We start from the raw sequence: 18497 nt of genomic DNA on the forward strand, positions 1-18497 counted from the left end.
ATCCCTGCTTTGCGCCTTTGTTGTATAGATGTAGCTTGGTTTACAATACGTCGTAATACAATTGATAAAGTATTTGATTCGTACCGCCCACGACTCCCAATCCACCGACTGTATTATTACGTAACTGTACGGCCTGAATAAGGCTGTTCAATCCGGGATTCCGTTTCACCTTTTCATACGTCAGCAGGAAATCGTAATATTCCTTGGATACTGATTTAACGTAAACGAGTACACGTCCTTTGGGTGCAATAGCCTCCACCTGATTAGAACTCAGTGCAGTGGCGTTGATATACAAATTCGTAGTAAATGGTTTACCGAGTTGGGTAAAGAGGATACTGTTATAATTTTCGTTTAATCCGCCTATCTGGTTATTATCCGCATTCTCATCCTGGGTATAAACAGGGATACGCAGGTAATCATTGAGGAAGGTAGTATCTTTCGTGATTACCACGCCAGGCTGGTCTTTTACTCGTTCATACAAATCTTCATATTCTGCAACGCTATAACGTACACCATTATACGTAAAGAAAGAATCGAGTTGGGCAGATTGTTTCAGCGCTTCCATGACAATATATTGCCGTTGTCCTGGTTGGGCATGTATCGTGAGATGAAACTGCAATACCGGCCGGCCGTTCAGAATGGTACGACTGGTATCCAGAAGGTCCACTTTGAAGTTGTTAGGAATAGTAGTGAAGGAAGTAACTGTTCGCATGCCAGGTACGTCCACTTTAACCCTGTAAAAGGTATTGGGGTTAAGTTTCACTTTACCTGTATAAACACTCATGCGATTGCTGGTATCTGTACCAAAGCCGAGTGTTTCTATTAATGAGCTGTCCCGGTTCAGGAGTTGAACAACAGCATCAGGTACGAGGTCAAAAGCATTATCCACACCTGGTTGAACTATTTTGCTTTTACCAACGCGAATTTCCGCTGTTTGTCCGGCAGTCAGTTCACTATATACCACCACTCTTGGCTGCCCATTGCCCGGCGGTAAAGGGAGTTCAGATTCACATGCGGTCAGCAGCAATATCGATAACACAGTTAAATACATCAAACGCATCTTCATCAAAATTTAAAGGTGTAATTCAGGTACGGCAAGGTTTTAAATAAGCTGTACTGGTATAACTGTAACGGATATATCAAGTCATTATTGAAGTAGGAAAACTGGTCAAAGCTCACGATAAACGGATTCGGCCTGTTGTAGATATTGTACACACCAGCGCTGATAATATGTTTAAAGCGGGATTTGTTACCCAGATAGATCGTTGTGCCCAGATCCAGGTGGTGAACCGGATGTAGTCGGTAATTATTCAGCCCTGCAAAGAACGGCAGGTAATTAACCTGGTAGGTGGAGAAAGGAGAATACCTTTCATCCAGGTAACCATTGATATGTCGCGCCCAGTCCAGATCCGGGTAAATTTGTTGCGGTAGCGTGAAAGGTGCGCCGCTGGCGAATTTCCAGGAAGCGCTGAAAGACCAGTTCGGCTTAAACTGATATTTCATGGCAAGAGAAAGGGTATGCCGGCGATCCTCTTTGTAAGGAAACCTGCGGCCACCGTTGATACGATCAAATTGTCGCCATGCCCAGGCTAAGGTATAAGCAAATATGCCTGTAAACCGACCTTTGGTTTTTTCAAGTAAAAACTCTGCACCATAGTTATAACCGGAACCAGCGATTACTTTCTTTTCCCAGAGATCGGAGTTATCGAATATATTGAGTACTGTGTTGGTGGTAACGAGATCGCTGAGTTGTTTGTAATACCCGTCTATACTCATTCTCCAGTCATTGTTCCATTTCTTTCCGTAGGCGAGACTGTAAGAGTAGGAGCGTTCTGGTTTAATATTTTCTGTGCTGGGCACCCAGAGATCAGTAGGAAGGTTGATTACTGGAGTAGTCAGCTGATGCACGAACTGCGTCATAGCTGAATAGCTAGCCTCTATATACTGTTCATGGTTGAACTTCCATCTTACGAGTAAGCGTGGTTGTGCACTGGTGTAGCCTGCGCCTTTCTGGATCAATGCGCCGAGGTGCAATCCGGGTCTTACTATTAACCTGTCATCCAGGAGCGACATCTGATCTTCCGCATAGAGGTTTAGCTCCGACATAAAATATTTCGGGGCTTCTCTTTTAACGCCAATACCTATGGCAATATTAGTACTGTAGGCCGTAGGAGCGAGGTTATGATAGGTATAACCGCCGCCAAAGGAGAGTTTATGCGTGTTGTTAATGGTGAACTCTGTCTCATTATTGATGGCCATATCCCTTACTCTTGACACCCCTTGACCCTTTACATACAGCGAGTCATTAAAACTCAGCGGGATCATAGAGTTCTGTGTAAAGAGGTTGTAGAAGCGGCTGTAAGTAACGGTGGTATTGGTAAATATACGCGGAGATACAACGCTGGCCCACTTCAAGGCAGATGTAATATTACTCCAGGAAAAATCATAATCATCAAACAGCAGGATTTTTGGATTATCGCTGGAGATGAGCATTTTGTCCTGGCCTTTATAGAAGCTCAAATAGAGCCGGTTTTTATCATTAATTACCTGGGTTAATTTCAGGTTGATATCATAGAGGTAATAGTTACCATAGTTTTTAAGGTAGTTATTACCATATAAATAATCCACCAGCGAACGTCTGAAGGATAAAGACATGGAGGTACGATCCTTTATAATCGGGCCATCTATTTCCGCGCTTCCGGACAAGGGGCTGACAACGGCTTTGCCGTGCCATTCTTTCATACTACCATCTTTGGTGCGTATGTCCACTACAGAGGAAAGTCGGCCTCCATAACGGGCCGGAAATGCATCCTTATAAAGACTAACATCTTTCACAGCATCTCCGTTGAAAATAGAGAAGAGTCCGAACAGGTGACCCGTATGATAAATGGGAACGCCGTCCAGGAGGTATAAGTTCTGGTCTGCGCCACCACCGCGGATCAGGAGGTTACTGCTGCTTTCCAGGGAGCTGCCAGCGCCAGGATAGAACTGTAATGATTTCAGGACATCTTTTTCTCCCAGCAAGGTAGGAAAGCTGCTGAGATAGGAGAGTGGCATATTGATGTAGCCGGCATGCAATACGATCGAATCTTCTGTTCCGGCATTTACGACCACTGGTTGTAAGAAATTTCGGGCGGAGAGATAAATATCCAGTTGGCCTTCGTCCGGTGGAGGAAGTTTTTGCTGAACAGGTTCATATCCCACATGGGAGAAGACGATGAGGTTACAGGTATCGGGTACTTGCAAAGTATAGAATCCGAAGGCGTTGCTGACTGTTCCGCGGCGGGTGATAGGATCATAGATGGAGGCCCCGATGATGACCTCTTTACTGTTTTCCTCCCTAACGAAGCCGCTGAGTGTGTAGTATTGTGTCTGCGAGGATTCCCGCAGCAGGAAAATTTTTCCATTAACAGCGGCTGCCTGGATACCAGTACCTTGGAGTATGGCGTTTAGGACGGTGCCGGTGGTTTTTTCAGTACCATGCAACTGTACTTTTTTGTTTAAGTGCAGAAAGCTGGAGCTGTAGGAGATGGCAATGCCGGTGGTGCGTTGTATTTCCTGTATAAAGGAAAGAATGGTACCCTGTGAGTGGTCGGGCGTGAAGGGACGGCTTAAAATAGAATCGCTACTGTGCTGGGATTGGGCTTTAAAGCCTGCCAGCATCAGTAGCAATAATATTAACGCAGTATACGTCGGTAGGGGCTGTCGTTTTACATTTTTATTGGCTGATGACAATAGAATCGCCTTCTTGCCTGTATTTAAAGCCCAGCAATAGTTGTAGTTCATTTAATGCAGCATCACAGGACTGGTTCCGGAAGCTGATTGTTGCTTTTTGTTTGGCAGCTGTATTCCGGTAACTTTCTTCTATCCTGATTTCTTTGCCGTAAAAGTCGGCTAATTGTGGCACAATATCAACTAAAGTCTGATCATTAAATTGTAATGTTCCTGTTTTCCATGCCAGGAAGTTAGGATTATCATTGTCTATTGCGGAAACCTGTCCGTTTTTAATGATTCCTTTTCGGCCACTGGTAAGGATAACAGCATCTTCTTCTCCCATTCTACTCAGTTTCACTTTACCTTCTGTAACTACAACGATGGTAGATGAGTCGGAGGTTTCTACCGCGAAGGAGGTACCTAGTACTTCTACTACGGCATTGTCGGGCGTTTTAACGAGGAAAGGACGGGCAGCATCTGTGGTGATTTCGAAATAGGCTTCACCGAGCAGGTTTACTACGCGTTTATTTCCTTCGTAGTTGTCTGTATATTTCAGGCTGGAACCCGGGCGCAGTGTAACGGTGGAGTGGTCGTCCAATTGGAGCGCACGGATTTTACCTTCATTGGCAGCGATTTCTTTCAGGCCATGGGAACGGGAGGGCGATTCCAGCATCCACCAGGCGGCAGCTGTTAATACTACCAGAACGGCAGCTGCAGCAGCAAACTTCCAACGCATAGGGCGGATGCGGGCAGTTTCCTGTTGTACAGGTCGGACGGCTGCATCTACCTTAGCCCAAGCGGCGCTGGCATTGTATTGCCTTTTTAAAGGCTGTACTTTACTGTCGTTCCAGATTTTGGAGAGTTGCTCAAACTCTGCCTGATTCTCCTTATTCTCCAACCATTTGCTCAATTCAAGGTTCTCGTCAGGGGAAATCTGACCGGACAGTTTTTTCGTGATCAGTTCATAATTAGTAGGTTCCATAAACTACAGTGTACTCTATCTTTAAAACGTCAGGGATACCCTTTCCCCTCTATTTAGTTCTTAATAAAATTTACCATAAGTAGTAAACAAACCGGTAACCCATAGTCTGCCAAGTACTTACGTAATATTTTTAATGCTCTCCCCATGTAATTCTCCACCGTTTTTGCCGATAATCCCAGTTCATTCGCAGCCTGTTGATGCGTCATGCCCTGTACCCGGCAACGGGTGAATACCTCCCGGCACTGTGGCGGGAGATTGGCGATTGCTTCGTATATTAATTTTTCGTAATGCGGCTTTGCCTCGCGTTTTTCCTGTTCGGAAGGTTCCTCACTGGTATCGGCGAGTTGTTCAAAGCCTTTTTGGTGCGACTGCTCCACCTGCAGTTTACGGAGCGCAGAGATAGAATTATTCCTTACCGCCCTATATAAATAAGGCTTGATATTGGGAATACCGATCATCTCCTGATGTCGCTGCCATAACCTGATAAACGTTTCCTGGACTACATCTTCCGCTGCTGCATCGTCGTTCAGAAAAGTGTAAGCATAGTTACACAATTCACCGTACAATGACTCGAAAAGATCCTTATATGCTTGATAAGAAGGCATAGTAATCATTTTACCTTCACAATAGTTTTGATGATGAATAATGCTAATGTACTGTTTTTATATATAAAAATAATCCCATTTTCATTTTAATGTGTTGGAGGGCAAGTTCTTAGGATTTGCCGTATCTCATATTTTCTCCTTGCTTTTCAGATTATAATTTTATCTTGGTGGCATTATGCAATCCATTGCATAAATTTTATGCGTTAAATAAATATCAGCAAATGAAGCTCAGGATTACTGCAACCGGGTTGCTGACTGTTCTGGCAGTACAATATGCTACTGCTCAGAAACAGCAGCCCATCTATCGGAATGGCTGGATTGATTTCAACAAGAATGGCAAAAAGGATGTTTTCGAAGATCCTTCCCGTACCGTGGATGAACGTATTAAAGACCTGCTGTCACAAATGACACTGGACGAAAAAACTTGCCAGATGGCTACCCTGTACGGCTATGGAAGAGTATTGAAAGATGAAATGCCAACGCCGGAATGGAAGAATAAAGTCTGGAAAGATGGTATCGCCAATATCGATGAAGAACTGAACAGCGTCGCCAATAACAAAAAGGCGCAAACACAGTATTCATTTCCATACAATCGCCACGCAGCTGCCATCAACACGGTGCAACGCTGGTTCATTGAAGAAACCCGACTGGGTATTCCGGTGGATTTTACTACCGAAGGTATTCATGGACTGAACCATGATCGCGCAACGCCTTTACCTGCGCCAATTGGTATAGGCAGTACCTGGAACCGCGCGCTGGTATTGCAGGCAGGACAAATAGCCGGCAGAGAAGCTAAACTCCTCGGCTATACGAACGTATATGCGCCGATTTTAGATCCTGCCCGCGATCCTCGCTGGGGCCGCGTGGTAGAATGCTATGGGGAAGATCCCTTCCTGATAGCGGAACTGGGTAAAGAAATGGTGAACGGTATTCAATCCCAGGGCGTGGCATCTACGCTGAAACACTTTGCGGTATACAGTATTCCTAAAGGTGGACGCGACGGGAATGCCCGCACAGATCCACATGTGGCGCCAAGGGAAATGCACCAATTATACCTGTATCCTTTCCGTCGCGTAATCCAGGAAGCTAAGCCAATGGGGGTGATGAGCAGTTATAACGACTGGGACGGAGAACCTGTAACCGGTAGCTACTATTTCCTGACCCAATTACTCCGCAAGGAATTTGGATTTGATGGATATGTGGTATCCGACAGCGATGCGGTAGAATATATTTATTCCAAACACCACGTAGCAGTGGATTATAAAGATGCGGTACGTCAGGCGGTGGAAGCTGGTTTGAACGTTAGAACCAACTTCACGCCACCAGAAGATTTCATCATGCCATTAAGACAATTGGTGAAAGAAGGAAACGTGTCTATGAAAACAATTGATAGCCGCGTTGCTGATGTACTGAGAGTGAAATTTAAACTGGGATTGTTTGATCATCCTTATGTAGATGAGAAATTGGCCGATAAAGGCGTACACACTGCTGCTGATGATTCCTTTGCATTACAGCTCAACCGTGAATCCCTTGTACTGCTGAAGAATGAAAAAAATACGCTGCCACTGAACAGGGCCGCTGTTCGCAAAATCCTGGTAACAGGACCGCTGGCCACTGCAGAGAGTCACGCTAACAGCCGCTATGGTCCATCAAACAATCCGGTAATTAATGTGCTGGATGGTATCCGCAAACTGGCTGGAAACGGTATCAATGTTACCTATTCTAAAGGTTGTGATGTGGTAAACCCAGGCTGGCCTGGCACTGAAATCGTACCGACTCCTTTAAGTCAGGCGGAACAGGATAGTATAGCCGATGCCGTTAGTAAAGCAAAAGATGCGGATGTGATTATTGCCGTGGTAGGGGAAGATGATAAGCGAGTTGGAGAAAGTCTCTCCCGCACCAGTCTGGATCTCCCTGGTCGCCAGTTGCAATTGCTGCAGGCGCTCCATGCTACGGGCAAACCTGTGGTGGCGGTGCTGATCAATGGTCAGCCACTGACTATTAACTGGGAAGATCAAAACCTGTCTGCTATCCTGGAATCATGGTTCCCTGGCCCTCAGGGAGGTATCGCGGTGGCGGAAGCCCTCTTCGGCGATTATAACCCAGGTGGTAAACTGACAGTAACCTTCCCTAAATCTACTGGTCAGATTGAACTGAATTTTCCATACAAGCCCGGTTCTCACGCAGACCAGCCTTCCAGTGGTAATAACGGTTACGGACGTACGAGCGTTAACGGCCCGCTGTATCCTTTCGGCTACGGTCTGAGCTATACGACTTTCTCCTACGGCAATCTGTCGGTTACTCCTGAACAGAATCACCAACAGGGCGATTTCCAGGTAAGCGTAGAGGTAACCAATACGGGTAAACGTACTGGCGATGAAGTAGTACAACTTTATATGCATGACAAAGTAAGCAGCGTAACCACTTATGTATGGCAGCTGCGCGGTTTTGAAAGAGTAACCCTGAAACCAGGCGAAACCAAAACCCTTCACTTTACGTTGCATCCAGACGACCTGGCCTTACTAGATAAGGATATGAACTGGACGGTGGAACCCGGTGAATTTGAAATTGCAGTGGGTGGCAATTCTGAAGATCTCAAGCTGAAAAAGACCATTACCGTTAACAGGTAATATTATCCATATCCTACAAAAACGCCCCGGGATGGTCTTCCCGGGGTTATTTTTTTTAAAGTAATACCGGATGTTTAGCTTTGTTGTTATTCTTCAGTAACGACTATGATTAAACGCTATATCCTTATTGTACTGGTAGCCCTGTTAACTGCCTGTAACCAATCCCCCAAAGAACAATCGACGTCCAATGCAGACGTGTCTGCCTATAAAAATTATATCGATTCTATTCCATTCCTGCAAATACCTCAATATTACGGGGAAGAGATGCCTGTGATTAAGAGTGGCTGCGCTTTTGAAGATCCGGGGAATAAGTATGATGATCTCCGGGGAGCGAAAGTGCATACTCCTGATGGTACCGTGGTCATCTTGTATTTCGGCAGGAAAAAAGAAAATTACAACTATTGGATGACCTCTTTTGATAGCACCGGAAAACAAATCAATAAAGTAGACATTGGTACGCGTGACCTTCAGGATGAAACGCCAAAATATGTGACGAAAGCCTTGATGGAGAATGATTCTATCCTGGAATACCGTTCCTACTTTGATGAAGGATATGATAAAGTGATGGGGGCAACTTTTAATGCTTCTGCGATTAAACAACTGGTCGTGCGCCCTGGAGGAAAACTGGTCTGGAAGACAGAAAAGAAAGAAACATACCCTGAATTTTTAAGCAGCTTACCGGCATTAACATTGCCATTAGTCTATAATAATGTGCCTACAGATAAAAGTCTTACGCTGGCGTCCAGAGGTAATTCCTGGTTTGACTACGGCAAATTATTGCTCTTCGATTTTCCTTTGGTATATAAAGTTGGAAAAATATCGATCACTGGTAAATTGCCCGCTGCCCTATTGAAAGCGACGGGATTGAGTGTTACCGAAGGTGAATTCGACTATGAACCTGCTTTATTGCTGGTTACCTACGACGCCCAAGGTAGAGAGGCAGACAGAGTGCGGGTTTGTGGCAATAACTCCACAGAAGCGAGCGCTGATACGCTTTCTCATCTCAACATCGCAACAGATGGCGGCATTTCCTTTAAAGAAAGCGGGAGCTACTGGGATAACCCGGAGTGCATGGGAATAATGGAATATGTTAAGCAGACTACTGTCACCTGGAATGAAAAAGGAATTTTCAGCAAAATTTATGCGGATTACACGATCAGTTTCCCTCTTTTCGATCCGGCGAAAGTTACAGAGACGGAACCAGGCACAGCGCCGTCTTTATTGACACTACTGGATGGTTGGGATATGGCGTTGATGTTTTACAGTTACCCAAATGAGCATGGAACAGGTATTCAGCTACTGACGGTCAATAAAGCAGGTAAAGTATTAGGTGTGTTGGACTTAAAGAGCCTGCAGGCGCCGACATCGGCAGACTTACCCCAAAAGATATCTGCTCCTGCTATAGATGCATCTATCTGGAAAAATCTAAAAGGGCCTGTACGACTGGTTTTGAATGATAAGACCTTTAATATTGCTGCCGATGGAAGCATTATGCCTCAATAACCCCATTTTTGTATATACTTTTATAATACTATTTATATCCTAACCTTCATGAATAAACGCTATTTCGTTTTTGCCCTGCTATGTATTATGGCCGCCTGCAAGGATCAACCCAAGAAGCAGGTGAGTCAGGTAGATCCTGCTGCATTTAAAGCTTTCGTACAGGCATTACCTTACGTTCAAACACCATTGGCCCATCCGGAATATATGTCACTCATAAAAGAATTGCATACGGTAGAAGATACCGCTACCAACTATGAAGATCTCAGGGCAGGTCGTATTCGTACGGCCGACGACGTGATAGTGATATTCTATTATGGGGAGAAAAAACATAAGGGTCGGTTTTGGGTGACTAGCTATAATGCGGAGGGTACAATCCTGGAACAGACTGAGATTGGAGAGAAAATAGATGAAGACGGGACTTCTAAATATGTGAACCGGATAGTCATGGAAAACGACTCCATTATTGAATGTAGGAAATACTATTCTGTTATGGATGGTAGTTTCAATGCATTTGATCCTGACAAACCCTCTGAAGTACGCTTTCTGGCTATAAGGCCAGGTGGTAAGATGGTATGGAAACGAGCAGAGAAAGAAAGCTTCCAAACCTACCTGGCTAATTTTGAGAAATTAACAACGCCACTCAGTTATGAGTCAACACCGGAAATGTCTCCTTTCCAACAAGCATACAGGGGTGGGTCCTGGCTGGATTATGGTGGACTGTTGTCTACCACTTTTCCCAATGTCTCAAAAATGGGGAAGCTGGAACTCCCTGGAAAGCCCACTATGGTATTGCTGAAGGTGAATGATATGGATACCGGCGGCGACCTGGAATCCTATGGCCCCTCCCTGATGCTGGTCGCATATAATACCGCCGGGAGGGAAACTGATCGGCTGGAAGTGACGGGCACTTATTCAACGGAAGGTTTTGAGTCTGCCACTACTAATTTTAATATGGAACAGGATGGAAGCTTTGGTTTGATGAAGTCCTCCACTATGAGTGACAACAGTGATAACTTTGGATCGGTCAATGCTGAAAGAATTATTAAATATACTGTCAGTCCGGAAGGACGATTTATTAAGAACTATACCGCAGTGAAATTTGTAGTTGGGAACTTTGAACCCGCTACCTTCGAAATGGATACAAGTAATATTAAGCCAGCGGACGATAGCGAATATCTAGGTATTTTGGAAGATTGGAATCTGGCCTTGTTCATTCATACCTATGTAGTGAAGAATGATAAAATAATGCGACTGATCACCGCCAATAAAGCCGGGCAAATTATGGGTTCCGCTATTCTGATGAATACCTTTGTGAATGAGATCAAATTACCCACTTCTATCACGGTTGATTACCTGAAATTTCCTGAAAAGGGCGTCATTACAGGGCCTGTTACAGTTACAGTTGCCGATAATACTTATGCAATTGGAAAAGATGGTAGTATTGTAAAGCAGTAATCACAAAACTATTTATAGCCTAACCTTTATGTATAAACGTAATTTATTTCTACTTCTTGTACTAGTGATGATATCCTGTAACTGGAAGGAGAATAAAAAGGAAACGGAGAAATCACCGAAGGATATATCTTCCTTTCTGCAATTCGTACAGTCGCTGCCGTTAGTGAAAATTCCATTCACCTATAAAAATGCATTACAGACGATTGCTGTGGGACATACGTTTGAAGACACTGCTACGCATTACGACCGGTTAATGGCAGCCAGAATTTCGACGAATAGTGATGTAGTAGCTATACTTTTCTATGGTGAGCAAAAAGACCATGGCCATTACTGGGTGACTTCCTATCACGACGATGGAACAAAATTAGATCAGGTACAGATAGGGGAGTCTATTAATCCATATGGACAGATGGGGAAATATGCCACAAAAGTGGTGATGGAGAATGATTCTATAATTGAGTTTAGAAAATATTATGTAGAATACACAGGAAATTTCTTTACAAATCACACAAAATATCCTTCAGAGATTCATCTGCTGGCGGTTCAATCCAATGGGAAATTAGTTTGGAAGCCTGTCGTGAAAGAATCATTCCAGACGTACCTGGCATCCTTTCCGAAATTGACGCCTCCACTAAAGTATGATTCCACACCTGCCCGAAATGATTTCAAACTAGCGCAGCGAGCTACTTCCTGGTTTGATTTTGGCGCACTTTTACAATCAGATTTTGCGTCCCTGTATATGGTAGGGAAAATGGAAATTCCCGGAAAACCCGCCATGGTACTTTTGAAAGTGGATCACCTGGATGGAGGCGAAGATGCGGACTCCTATGGCCCTACCATGATGTTGGTGGCCTATAACCAGCTGGGCATTGAAACGGATAGAATGGATGTAACGGCAAGTTATGTAATGGAAAATTATCAAACCGCCACCAGTCAGTTCAACATGGCAACCAACGGTGATTTTACAGTAACGGAGTATCTCCGTCAGGGGGATGCCACCGAAGGATATTCGGCGATTGCTGATGAAAGAAACTTGAAATGTACTTTGAATGAAGCGGGTCGTTTTATCAGGACTTATACCTCGGTAAAACTCACCGTTCATCATTTCGATCCGGTGAAACTGCACAATTCTAAAGGAGGGACTACCGAATATGATGATGTGGATTACCTGGGCTCTTTAGAAGACTGGAATCTCGCTGTATTTATACATACCGACGTGAATAAAACAGGCAAAGTGATCTCGTTGCTCACCGTCAGTCCAAGCGGGCGGGTGGTGAGTGCAATGGTCTTGCATAATACCACCGGGAATACAAACGTAAAGCCACTGGAGACCATGAATCCCGCGTATATAAGGCAGGAAGTAAAAGGAGCCCTGATAGGATCTGCTACCGTTTCTATTGCCGGCAAAACCTATTCCATAGCCCAAGATGGGAGTATTCATGCCCAATAATTAACTCATTTTATATACCCTTACTTTTATGAACAAACGTTATTTAATATTGGCTGTTGCTGGTTTGATCGCAGCCTGCGATAACAAACCAAAACAACAGGAAAATGCCGTGGATAAAGCGGCCTTCCATGCTTTCGTACAGGCGCTGCCGTTGGTGGAAACACCGCTGGAAAGCCTGGATAATATGACTTCCTTAAAAGAAAATCATACGATTGAAGATACGCTTACCAAGTATGATGACCTGAAAGCCGGTCGCATTCGTACAGCCCAGGATGCAGTCGTGGTGGTTTATTTTGGAGAAAAGGATAACTCCAAACGTTATTGGATAACTTCCTACGGCCCTGATGGGAATAAGTTGGAACAGGTACAGATTGGAGAAAGAATATTCCCGGACGGACAAGCGAAATATGTTACCAAAGCGGTAATGGAGAATGACTCTATTGTCGAATTCAGAAAGTACTATGTGGACGGGCATGGTGTTTCCATCAACTTCAATGCAGACCATCCATCGGAAATCCGCTACCTGGCTATCCGGAAAGGGGGTAAACTAGTATGGAAAGAGGTGAAAAAGGAGACCTATCAGACCTTTCTTGCGGGGTTCCCGAAATTGACGCTGCCACTGACTTATGAAGAGACGCCAGATCATAAAAAATTCTCACGTTTAAAACAGACAGGCTCCTGGTTGGACTTTGGCGGCTTTATGGCGGCTGCTTTTCCTGCCATCTACAAGGTGGGAAAGATTGAAATTCCTGGTAAACCAACTATGACATTAGTGTTAGGGAATGATGTCTATGAAGCCGGAGAAATCGATTCCTTTGGCCCTTCTTTAATCCTGATTGCGTTTAACCAACAAGGTGTTGAAACAGATAGAATAGAGGTAACTGGCTCATTTGCTACTGAAGGGTATCAATCGGAGAATAAATCCTTCAAAATGGACCAGGATGGGACCATCACTTACCTGGAAAATTCTCAGGCTGGTGAGTACAGTGATAACTTCGCAAACGCAGTAGACGAAAGAATGGTGAAGGTAAGTATTGGTGGCGATGGCCATTTTAACCGCACCTATACCAATATCAAATTGGTGGTGAATAAGTTTGAACCCAACAGACAGGAGAATACTTCCTCCAATACCAATGTTGAAAGTCTGGGATCATTGGGAGATTGGAATATCACTGCTTTTTTGCATACTTATCAGGAGGCGTCCGGACAAGCGATCCGACTGATCACCACCAACAAGGCCGGGCAAATTTTAGGCTCGGTAATGCTGGATAATACTTTTACAGACCCGCAGATGAAACTGCCTTCTTCCATAGACAAAGCCTATGCGGAATATGAAGGTTTTGCCACTGTTTCAGGGCCGGTAACCTTAACTATAGGCGACAAAACTTATGCTATCACGAAAGATGGCGCCATCACTGCACAATAATCGCAGTGAGAAATCGTTGCTCAACCACCTGCCGGATATATCCGACGCAGGTGGTTGCTTTTTAGGGAATTATATTATCTTGCCCCGCAAATCATCCCGACAATCCATGAAAACACTGGTAAATATTACTGTTGCTTTGCTGACCATCGCAGTAGCAGGATGCCAGAACAATGGCAATACCAATACAGATGCCGATACAGCCAGAGTGACAATTAAAAGTATTCCGGGGTTTCCCGGACTGGTTGATTCATTACCAATGGTAGACCGCACTGATGCTGATGAAAAACTAAAAGATATCAGTGGCAGTAGCTTTATTCCCGCTCCCAATGGTCACAAGTTTGAGAAAGTATTGGCCGGTATTTTTGTTAGGAATAATCATTACGTGGCCATCGTATTTAAATGCTATACCAATGTTAACAAGAATTGGTTTAGGCAGATACTAGGCACTTTTGATTACAAAGGCAAAATGATAGCCACAGAGGAGATTGGGATGAATGCCGTCTCTGAAAGCAAAACAGAACACTCCTATACCAGAATGGAACCTTTCTTTGAAAATGATTCCATTATCGAACTACGTACGCAGTGGTATGTATATTCCACCAATCACGAATCCGAACCCAAAAGCAAAGGTAAACTGAAGCTCATCAAGTTAGATGCTAAAGGAGAGATCTCCCATCTGCCACAGGAAAATATCAGTTTCCAGGATTATCTGCACCGCTTCCCAGAAGTCAAAGTGCCAATTGCATTGGATAAAGTATCGGATAACAGCAAACTGAAACCGGTTTCTATTCTTACTCCTTTCTTCAATTTCGAACAACATATTTTCGCTGATACCCTACAGTTTTATCACTTTGGCAAGATTATGCTTCCTGGCAAAATGCCTATGCTGTTATATTCTACCGATGAAATGGAGCAGGGGGAAGGCGTGATTGCACCTGGTTATACTTTGGTAGTTTACACGCCGGAAGGAAAAGAAATCGATCGTAAAATGCTGCTGGGTAGGGAAGATGCAGAAGGATATTATACCCAGGCAGAAAATGCAACCATTGCAGCGGATGGTACCATCCATATGAAAGAAACTCTTGCGGAGCCTATATTTTATAATATGGATCAGCAAGACGACTGGCGCTTTATCTGGGACCTTACGCTTCGCCAGGATGCTGAGGGCGAACTCGTCGAAACGCGTAACAGCCTGGAAATAGCCAGCCGTTTCTTCGATGCGAAGTCCATGCGAACTTTGCTCTCCTCCATTCTGCCAGATGAATCCCGGGAAGAACATTCCTTTGAAGGCATTTCCTGGATACCCTTTCCACATCCGGTAGCCATTGCGGTACATATCTTCCATCGCAATACAGAACGCCTCGCAGAAGTAGTGCTCGCCAATCAGAACCTGGATATCACAGACCGCTATGTGATTTTCAGCAACCTGAAAAATACTTCCTATGCAGGCACCATGCCTACTCATCTTACTTTTGAAGAAGAGGGCGAACATCAGCCTAAAGGAGAAAGAAACTTCATCGGAACTGCCACGCTTAAAATCAATGATAAGGTCCTGACAATTACCCAGAATGGAAAATTTACGGGGAAATAATTCGTAAATTCATCCAAAACGGAAATTATGGCAGGTACTTTCTCTAAGCTAAGGAATGCTTATCATCTTTTTAAAAGCATAGATTTTAAAATGCTGGCCAGGCTCTCCGAGAAGGTGGATCTGTCCAAAGTTATGGCCTCCGTTGCACAGATGGATGAAACCCAGCTGAACGGACTGATGAAAATGCTGACTGCCCGCGGCGGCAAAAAGAAACAACCTCCCGTTGATGGCGATTTCTATGATATATCTGCACAACTGAATGCAGAAGACCGTGCCCTGCAACTGAAGGTCCGCGCCTTCATGGAAAACGAAATCCAGCCCCTAGTAAATGAATACTGGCTGAAAGCGGAATTCCCTTTTGAAATCATTCCTAAATTCCGGGAACTCAATATCTGTGGCGTCACCTACGATGGCTATGGTTGTCCAAACCGCTCCTATCTTATGGAAGGCATCATCGCCATGGAAATGGCCAGGGTAGATGCCAGTATCGCTACTTTTTTCGGCGTCCAAAGTGGCCTGGCCATGGGATCTATCTATATGCTGGGTTCACAGGCCCAGAAAGATGAATGGTTGCCGCGCATGCAGCAACTGGAAACTATCGGCGCATTTGGTCTTACAGAACCAGAAGTAGGTTCAGGTACGGCAGGCGGACTAACCACTACGGCCAAACGAACAGGAGATACCTGGGTACTCAATGGCCAGAAAAAATGGATCGGCAACGCTACATTCGCAGATGTAATCGTTATCTGGGCAAGAGATCTGGATGATAACCAGGTAAAAGGATTCCTGCTACGTAAAGGTACTCCTGGCTTCTCTGTGGAGAAAATGCATGATAAAATGGCCCTCCGCATTGTACAGAATGGGCTTATAACGCTCAAGGATGTACGTATTGAAGAAAGCGACCGCCTGCAACATGCCAACAGTTTCCGGGATACTGCCCGCGTACTCCGTATGACCAGAGCCAGCGTTGCCTGGGAAGCCGTTGGCTGCGCCAGAGGCGCATATGAGAACGCGCTCGCATACACGCTGAAAAGGGAACAATTTGGAAAACCCATCGCTTCCTTTCAACTCATACAAGGGCATCTCGTGGAAATGCTATCCAACCTCACTGCCATGCAGACCATGGTTTTCCGCCTCTCCGAAATCCAGGACGAAGGAGGATTGAAAGATGAACACGCATCTCTCGCAAAAGTCTTCTGTACCCTCCGTACCCGCGATATAGTAGGCCGCGCCAGAGAAGTAATGGGTGGAAACGGGATACTCCTGGAATACAATGTGGCCCGCTTTGTAGCCGATGCGGAAGCCATCTATTCCTACGAAGGAACGAAGGAAATAAACTCCCTTATTGTAGGAAGAGCAATTACTGGCCATAGTGCCTTTGTCTAGCTAAATTTCACCCTCAGAAAAAAATCAGGAGATAAATTTCTCTTTTTATATTTTTAGCTGTTCCACTATCAATTTTAAAATTCTAAAATAACGTTATGAACACATCGGACCGTCGTAGTTTCCTGAGAAATGTTTCTCTGGGCAGCCTGGCTGCTCTCAGTTTGCCGCAGATTGTGGCCGCCGCCACTACAGGACCTAAACCCGCCAAAATCCAACTGAAAAAAGATGCCGTTATTCTCTTCCAGGGCGACTCCATCACAGATGTAGGCCGTAAAAGAGATGCCCCAGGTCCAAACAACGGCAGCGCACTGGGAGGTGGTTACGCTTTCCTGGCAGCCTCAGAATTGCTCTGGCAGCATCCGGATAAAAATCTGAGTATCTATAACCGCGGTATCAGTGGAAACAAGGTATACCAACTGGCAGAACGCTGGGAGGCAGACTGCCTGGACCTCAAACCCAATGTACTCAGTATTCTGATCGGTGTAAACGATTACTGGCATACGCTCTCCGGCAAATATGACGGTACTTCCAAAGTGTACCGGAATGACTATGATAAACTCCTGGATCGCACCCGCCAACAATTCCCGGATATTCAACTGATTATTGGTGAACCATTTGCTATCAAAGGCGTGAAGGCCGTAGACGATAGCTGGTATCCCACTTTCAATGAGTATAGAGCAGCCGCTAAAGAGATGGCTGATAAATACAAAGCCACGTTTATTCCTTATCAGGCGATCTTTGATAAGGCGATACAGTCGGCCCCTGCTGCTTACTGGACGGGTGACGGCGTTCATCCATCTCTGGCGGGAGCGCGACTCATGGCGCAAGCCTGGCTGGAATGTGTTAAATAATTAAATCCTCAACTTGCATATGAAAAAATGGATGCTCTTCTGCTTTTTGATGGGTTCCGGTTTAAATATGATGGCGCAGCAGATTAAGACAATTCCCCTCTGGCCCGGCACTGTCCCTGGAGAAACCAGCAAACAGCCTTATAAAATGTCGGCCGACTCCAGTCGGAGCGTGCACCGGATAGCCGAGGTAACGGACCCTTTTATCTCCGTATACCCGGCGCCGTTACAAGTCCGCAAGGATGTGGCAGTGGTAATTTGTCCGGGTGGTGGATATAGTATACTGGCCATCGATCTGGAAGGAACGGAAATCGCAAAATGGTTTAACAGTCTCGGCTATACGGCATTTGTGCTGCACTATCGGGTACCCAAAAAAGAACTGGGCGCTTTGCAGGATGTACAGCGCGCTATACGGATAGCGAAAAGTCGCGCTGCCGAATTCGGATACAATCCCGATAAGGTAGGACTGCTGGGCTTCTCCGCAGGTGGCTCTCTCAGTGCCCGTGCCAGTACTTTGTATGAAGAGCAGCAATATAGGCCTGTAGATAAAGCGGACAGTGTTAGCTGTAAACCCGCTTTTGCAATGCTGATCTATCCGGCTTATCTGGATAAAGGCGTAAATCGCGCTCTGACACCGGAGCTGAAAGTGAACGGAGCTACGCCTCCTATGTTTCTCTTTGCTACAGCAGATGATCAATATAGCAACAGTGCCCTCGTCATGGCTGGCGCTCTAAGAGATGCGAAAGTTCCGGTAGAATTACATTTTTATAGTAAAGGCGGACATGGATACGGGCTAAGACCCGGTAACCCTGCCGCCGATGTTTGGCCCGGGCTCGCTCAAACCTGGCTGAAACAATTCGATACAAAATAAAAAAGGCCTCCCGCTATATAATAAAGGGAGGCCTTT

13 protein-coding genes are annotated in these 18497 nt (G+C 45.1%); 9 read left to right on the forward strand and 4 right to left on the reverse strand.

Annotated features, from left to right (window positions below; genetic code table 11):
* Nucleotides 1–40 precede the first annotated feature (40 nt).
* Genes CLV59_RS18810 through CLV59_RS18825 form a run of 4 tightly spaced genes read right to left on the reverse strand, consistent with a single transcriptional unit; the run spans nucleotide 41 to nucleotide 5301 of the window.
* Nucleotides 41–1060, reverse strand: coding sequence for a DUF4249 family protein (locus tag CLV59_RS18810; RefSeq protein WP_170137813.1), 1020 nt, complete (start codon nucleotides 1058–1060; stop codon nucleotides 41–43).
* Nucleotides 1061–1065: 5 nt separating this feature from the next.
* On the reverse strand, nucleotides 1066–3663 hold the full coding sequence (locus CLV59_RS18815) for a TonB-dependent receptor (protein ID WP_170137814.1): 2598 nt from the start codon (nucleotides 3661–3663) through the stop codon (nucleotides 1066–1068).
* A 55-nt stretch (nucleotides 3664–3718) separates the two neighbouring features.
* Nucleotides 3719–4696, reverse strand: coding sequence for a FecR family protein (locus tag CLV59_RS18820; protein ID WP_111593623.1), 978 nt, complete (start codon nucleotides 4694–4696; stop codon nucleotides 3719–3721).
* A gap of 53 nt (nucleotides 4697–4749) precedes the next feature.
* The gene (locus tag CLV59_RS18825) at nucleotides 4750–5301 is read right to left on the reverse strand and encodes an RNA polymerase sigma-70 factor (RefSeq protein WP_170137815.1); all 552 of its coding nucleotides are present in this window, start codon (nucleotides 5299–5301) and stop codon (nucleotides 4750–4752) included.
* A 221-nt stretch (nucleotides 5302–5522) separates the two neighbouring features.
* On the opposite strand from CLV59_RS18825, the gene CLV59_RS18830 reads away from it, so the two are divergent.
* The 9 genes from CLV59_RS18830 (at nucleotide 5523) to CLV59_RS18870 (ending at nucleotide 18461) form a co-directional block, all read left to right on the forward strand.
* A complete protein-coding gene (locus tag CLV59_RS18830; protein WP_111593625.1) occupies nucleotides 5523–7931 on the forward strand; it encodes a glycoside hydrolase family 3 N-terminal domain-containing protein in 2409 nt (802 codons plus the stop codon).
* A 105-nt stretch (nucleotides 7932–8036) separates the two neighbouring features.
* A complete protein-coding gene (locus CLV59_RS18835) occupies nucleotides 8037–9434 on the forward strand; it encodes a hypothetical protein (RefSeq protein ID WP_111593626.1) in 1398 nt (465 codons plus the stop codon).
* A 48-nt stretch (nucleotides 9435–9482) separates the two neighbouring features.
* Complete coding sequence (locus CLV59_RS18840; RefSeq protein ID WP_111593627.1) at nucleotides 9483–10889, forward strand: hypothetical protein; 1407 nt, start codon at nucleotides 9483–9485, stop codon at nucleotides 10887–10889.
* Nucleotides 10890–10917: 28 nt separating this feature from the next.
* Complete coding sequence (locus CLV59_RS18845) at nucleotides 10918–12339, forward strand: hypothetical protein (RefSeq protein ID WP_146616243.1); 1422 nt, start codon at nucleotides 10918–10920, stop codon at nucleotides 12337–12339.
* A 28-nt stretch (nucleotides 12340–12367) separates the two neighbouring features.
* The gene (locus CLV59_RS18850; RefSeq protein WP_111593629.1) at nucleotides 12368–13765 is read left to right on the forward strand and encodes a hypothetical protein; all 1398 of its coding nucleotides are present in this window, start codon (nucleotides 12368–12370) and stop codon (nucleotides 13763–13765) included.
* The gene (locus CLV59_RS18855) at nucleotides 13728–15356 is read left to right on the forward strand and encodes a hypothetical protein (protein ID WP_146616244.1); all 1629 of its coding nucleotides are present in this window, start codon (nucleotides 13728–13730) and stop codon (nucleotides 15354–15356) included. The genes CLV59_RS18850 and CLV59_RS18855 overlap by 38 nt, the downstream gene beginning before the upstream one ends.
* 27 nt (nucleotides 15357–15383) lie before the next feature.
* Nucleotides 15384–16742, forward strand: coding sequence for an acyl-CoA dehydrogenase family protein (locus tag CLV59_RS18860; RefSeq protein ID WP_111593631.1), 1359 nt, complete (start codon nucleotides 15384–15386; stop codon nucleotides 16740–16742).
* 95 nt (nucleotides 16743–16837) lie between these two features.
* On the forward strand, nucleotides 16838–17593 hold the full coding sequence (locus CLV59_RS18865; protein ID WP_111593632.1) for an SGNH/GDSL hydrolase family protein: 756 nt from the start codon (nucleotides 16838–16840) through the stop codon (nucleotides 17591–17593).
* Between the two features lie 19 nt (nucleotides 17594–17612).
* The gene (locus CLV59_RS18870; protein WP_211323971.1) at nucleotides 17613–18461 is read left to right on the forward strand and encodes an alpha/beta hydrolase; all 849 of its coding nucleotides are present in this window, start codon (nucleotides 17613–17615) and stop codon (nucleotides 18459–18461) included.
* The last annotated feature ends 36 nt before the right edge of the window (nucleotides 18462–18497 follow it).

The organism is Chitinophaga dinghuensis (genome assembly GCF_003259435.1).
GTDB lineage: Bacteria > Bacteroidota > Bacteroidia > Chitinophagales > Chitinophagaceae > Chitinophaga > Chitinophaga dinghuensis.

Excerpts from the sequence above, each read along its gene's own strand:
- CLV59_RS18810 (WP_170137813.1), bottom strand. The coding sequence starts at position 1,060 with ATGCGTTTGATGTATTTAACTGTGTTATCGATATTGCTGCTGACCGCA.
- CLV59_RS18815 (WP_170137814.1), bottom strand. The coding sequence starts at position 3,663 with ATGCTGGCAGGCTTTAAAGCCCAATCCCAGCACAGTAGCGATTCTATT.
- CLV59_RS18820 (WP_111593623.1), bottom strand. The coding sequence starts at position 4,696 with ATGGAACCTACTAATTATGAACTGATCACGAAAAAACTGTCCGGTCAG.
- CLV59_RS18825 (WP_170137815.1), bottom strand. The coding sequence starts at position 5,301 with ATGCCTTCTTATCAAGCATATAAGGATCTTTTCGAGTCATTGTACGGT.
- CLV59_RS18830 (WP_111593625.1), top strand. The coding sequence starts at position 5,523 with ATGAAGCTCAGGATTACTGCAACCGGGTTGCTGACTGTTCTGGCAGTA.
- CLV59_RS18835 (WP_111593626.1), top strand. The coding sequence starts at position 8,037 with ATGATTAAACGCTATATCCTTATTGTACTGGTAGCCCTGTTAACTGCC.
- CLV59_RS18840 (WP_111593627.1), top strand. The coding sequence starts at position 9,483 with ATGAATAAACGCTATTTCGTTTTTGCCCTGCTATGTATTATGGCCGCC.
- CLV59_RS18845 (WP_146616243.1), top strand. The coding sequence starts at position 10,918 with ATGTATAAACGTAATTTATTTCTACTTCTTGTACTAGTGATGATATCC.
- CLV59_RS18850 (WP_111593629.1), top strand. The coding sequence starts at position 12,368 with ATGAACAAACGTTATTTAATATTGGCTGTTGCTGGTTTGATCGCAGCC.
- CLV59_RS18855 (WP_146616244.1), top strand. The coding sequence starts at position 13,728 with ATGCTATCACGAAAGATGGCGCCATCACTGCACAATAATCGCAGTGAG.
- CLV59_RS18860 (WP_111593631.1), top strand. The coding sequence starts at position 15,384 with ATGGCAGGTACTTTCTCTAAGCTAAGGAATGCTTATCATCTTTTTAAA.
- CLV59_RS18865 (WP_111593632.1), top strand. The coding sequence starts at position 16,838 with ATGAACACATCGGACCGTCGTAGTTTCCTGAGAAATGTTTCTCTGGGC.
- CLV59_RS18870 (WP_211323971.1), top strand. The coding sequence starts at position 17,613 with ATGAAAAAATGGATGCTCTTCTGCTTTTTGATGGGTTCCGGTTTAAAT.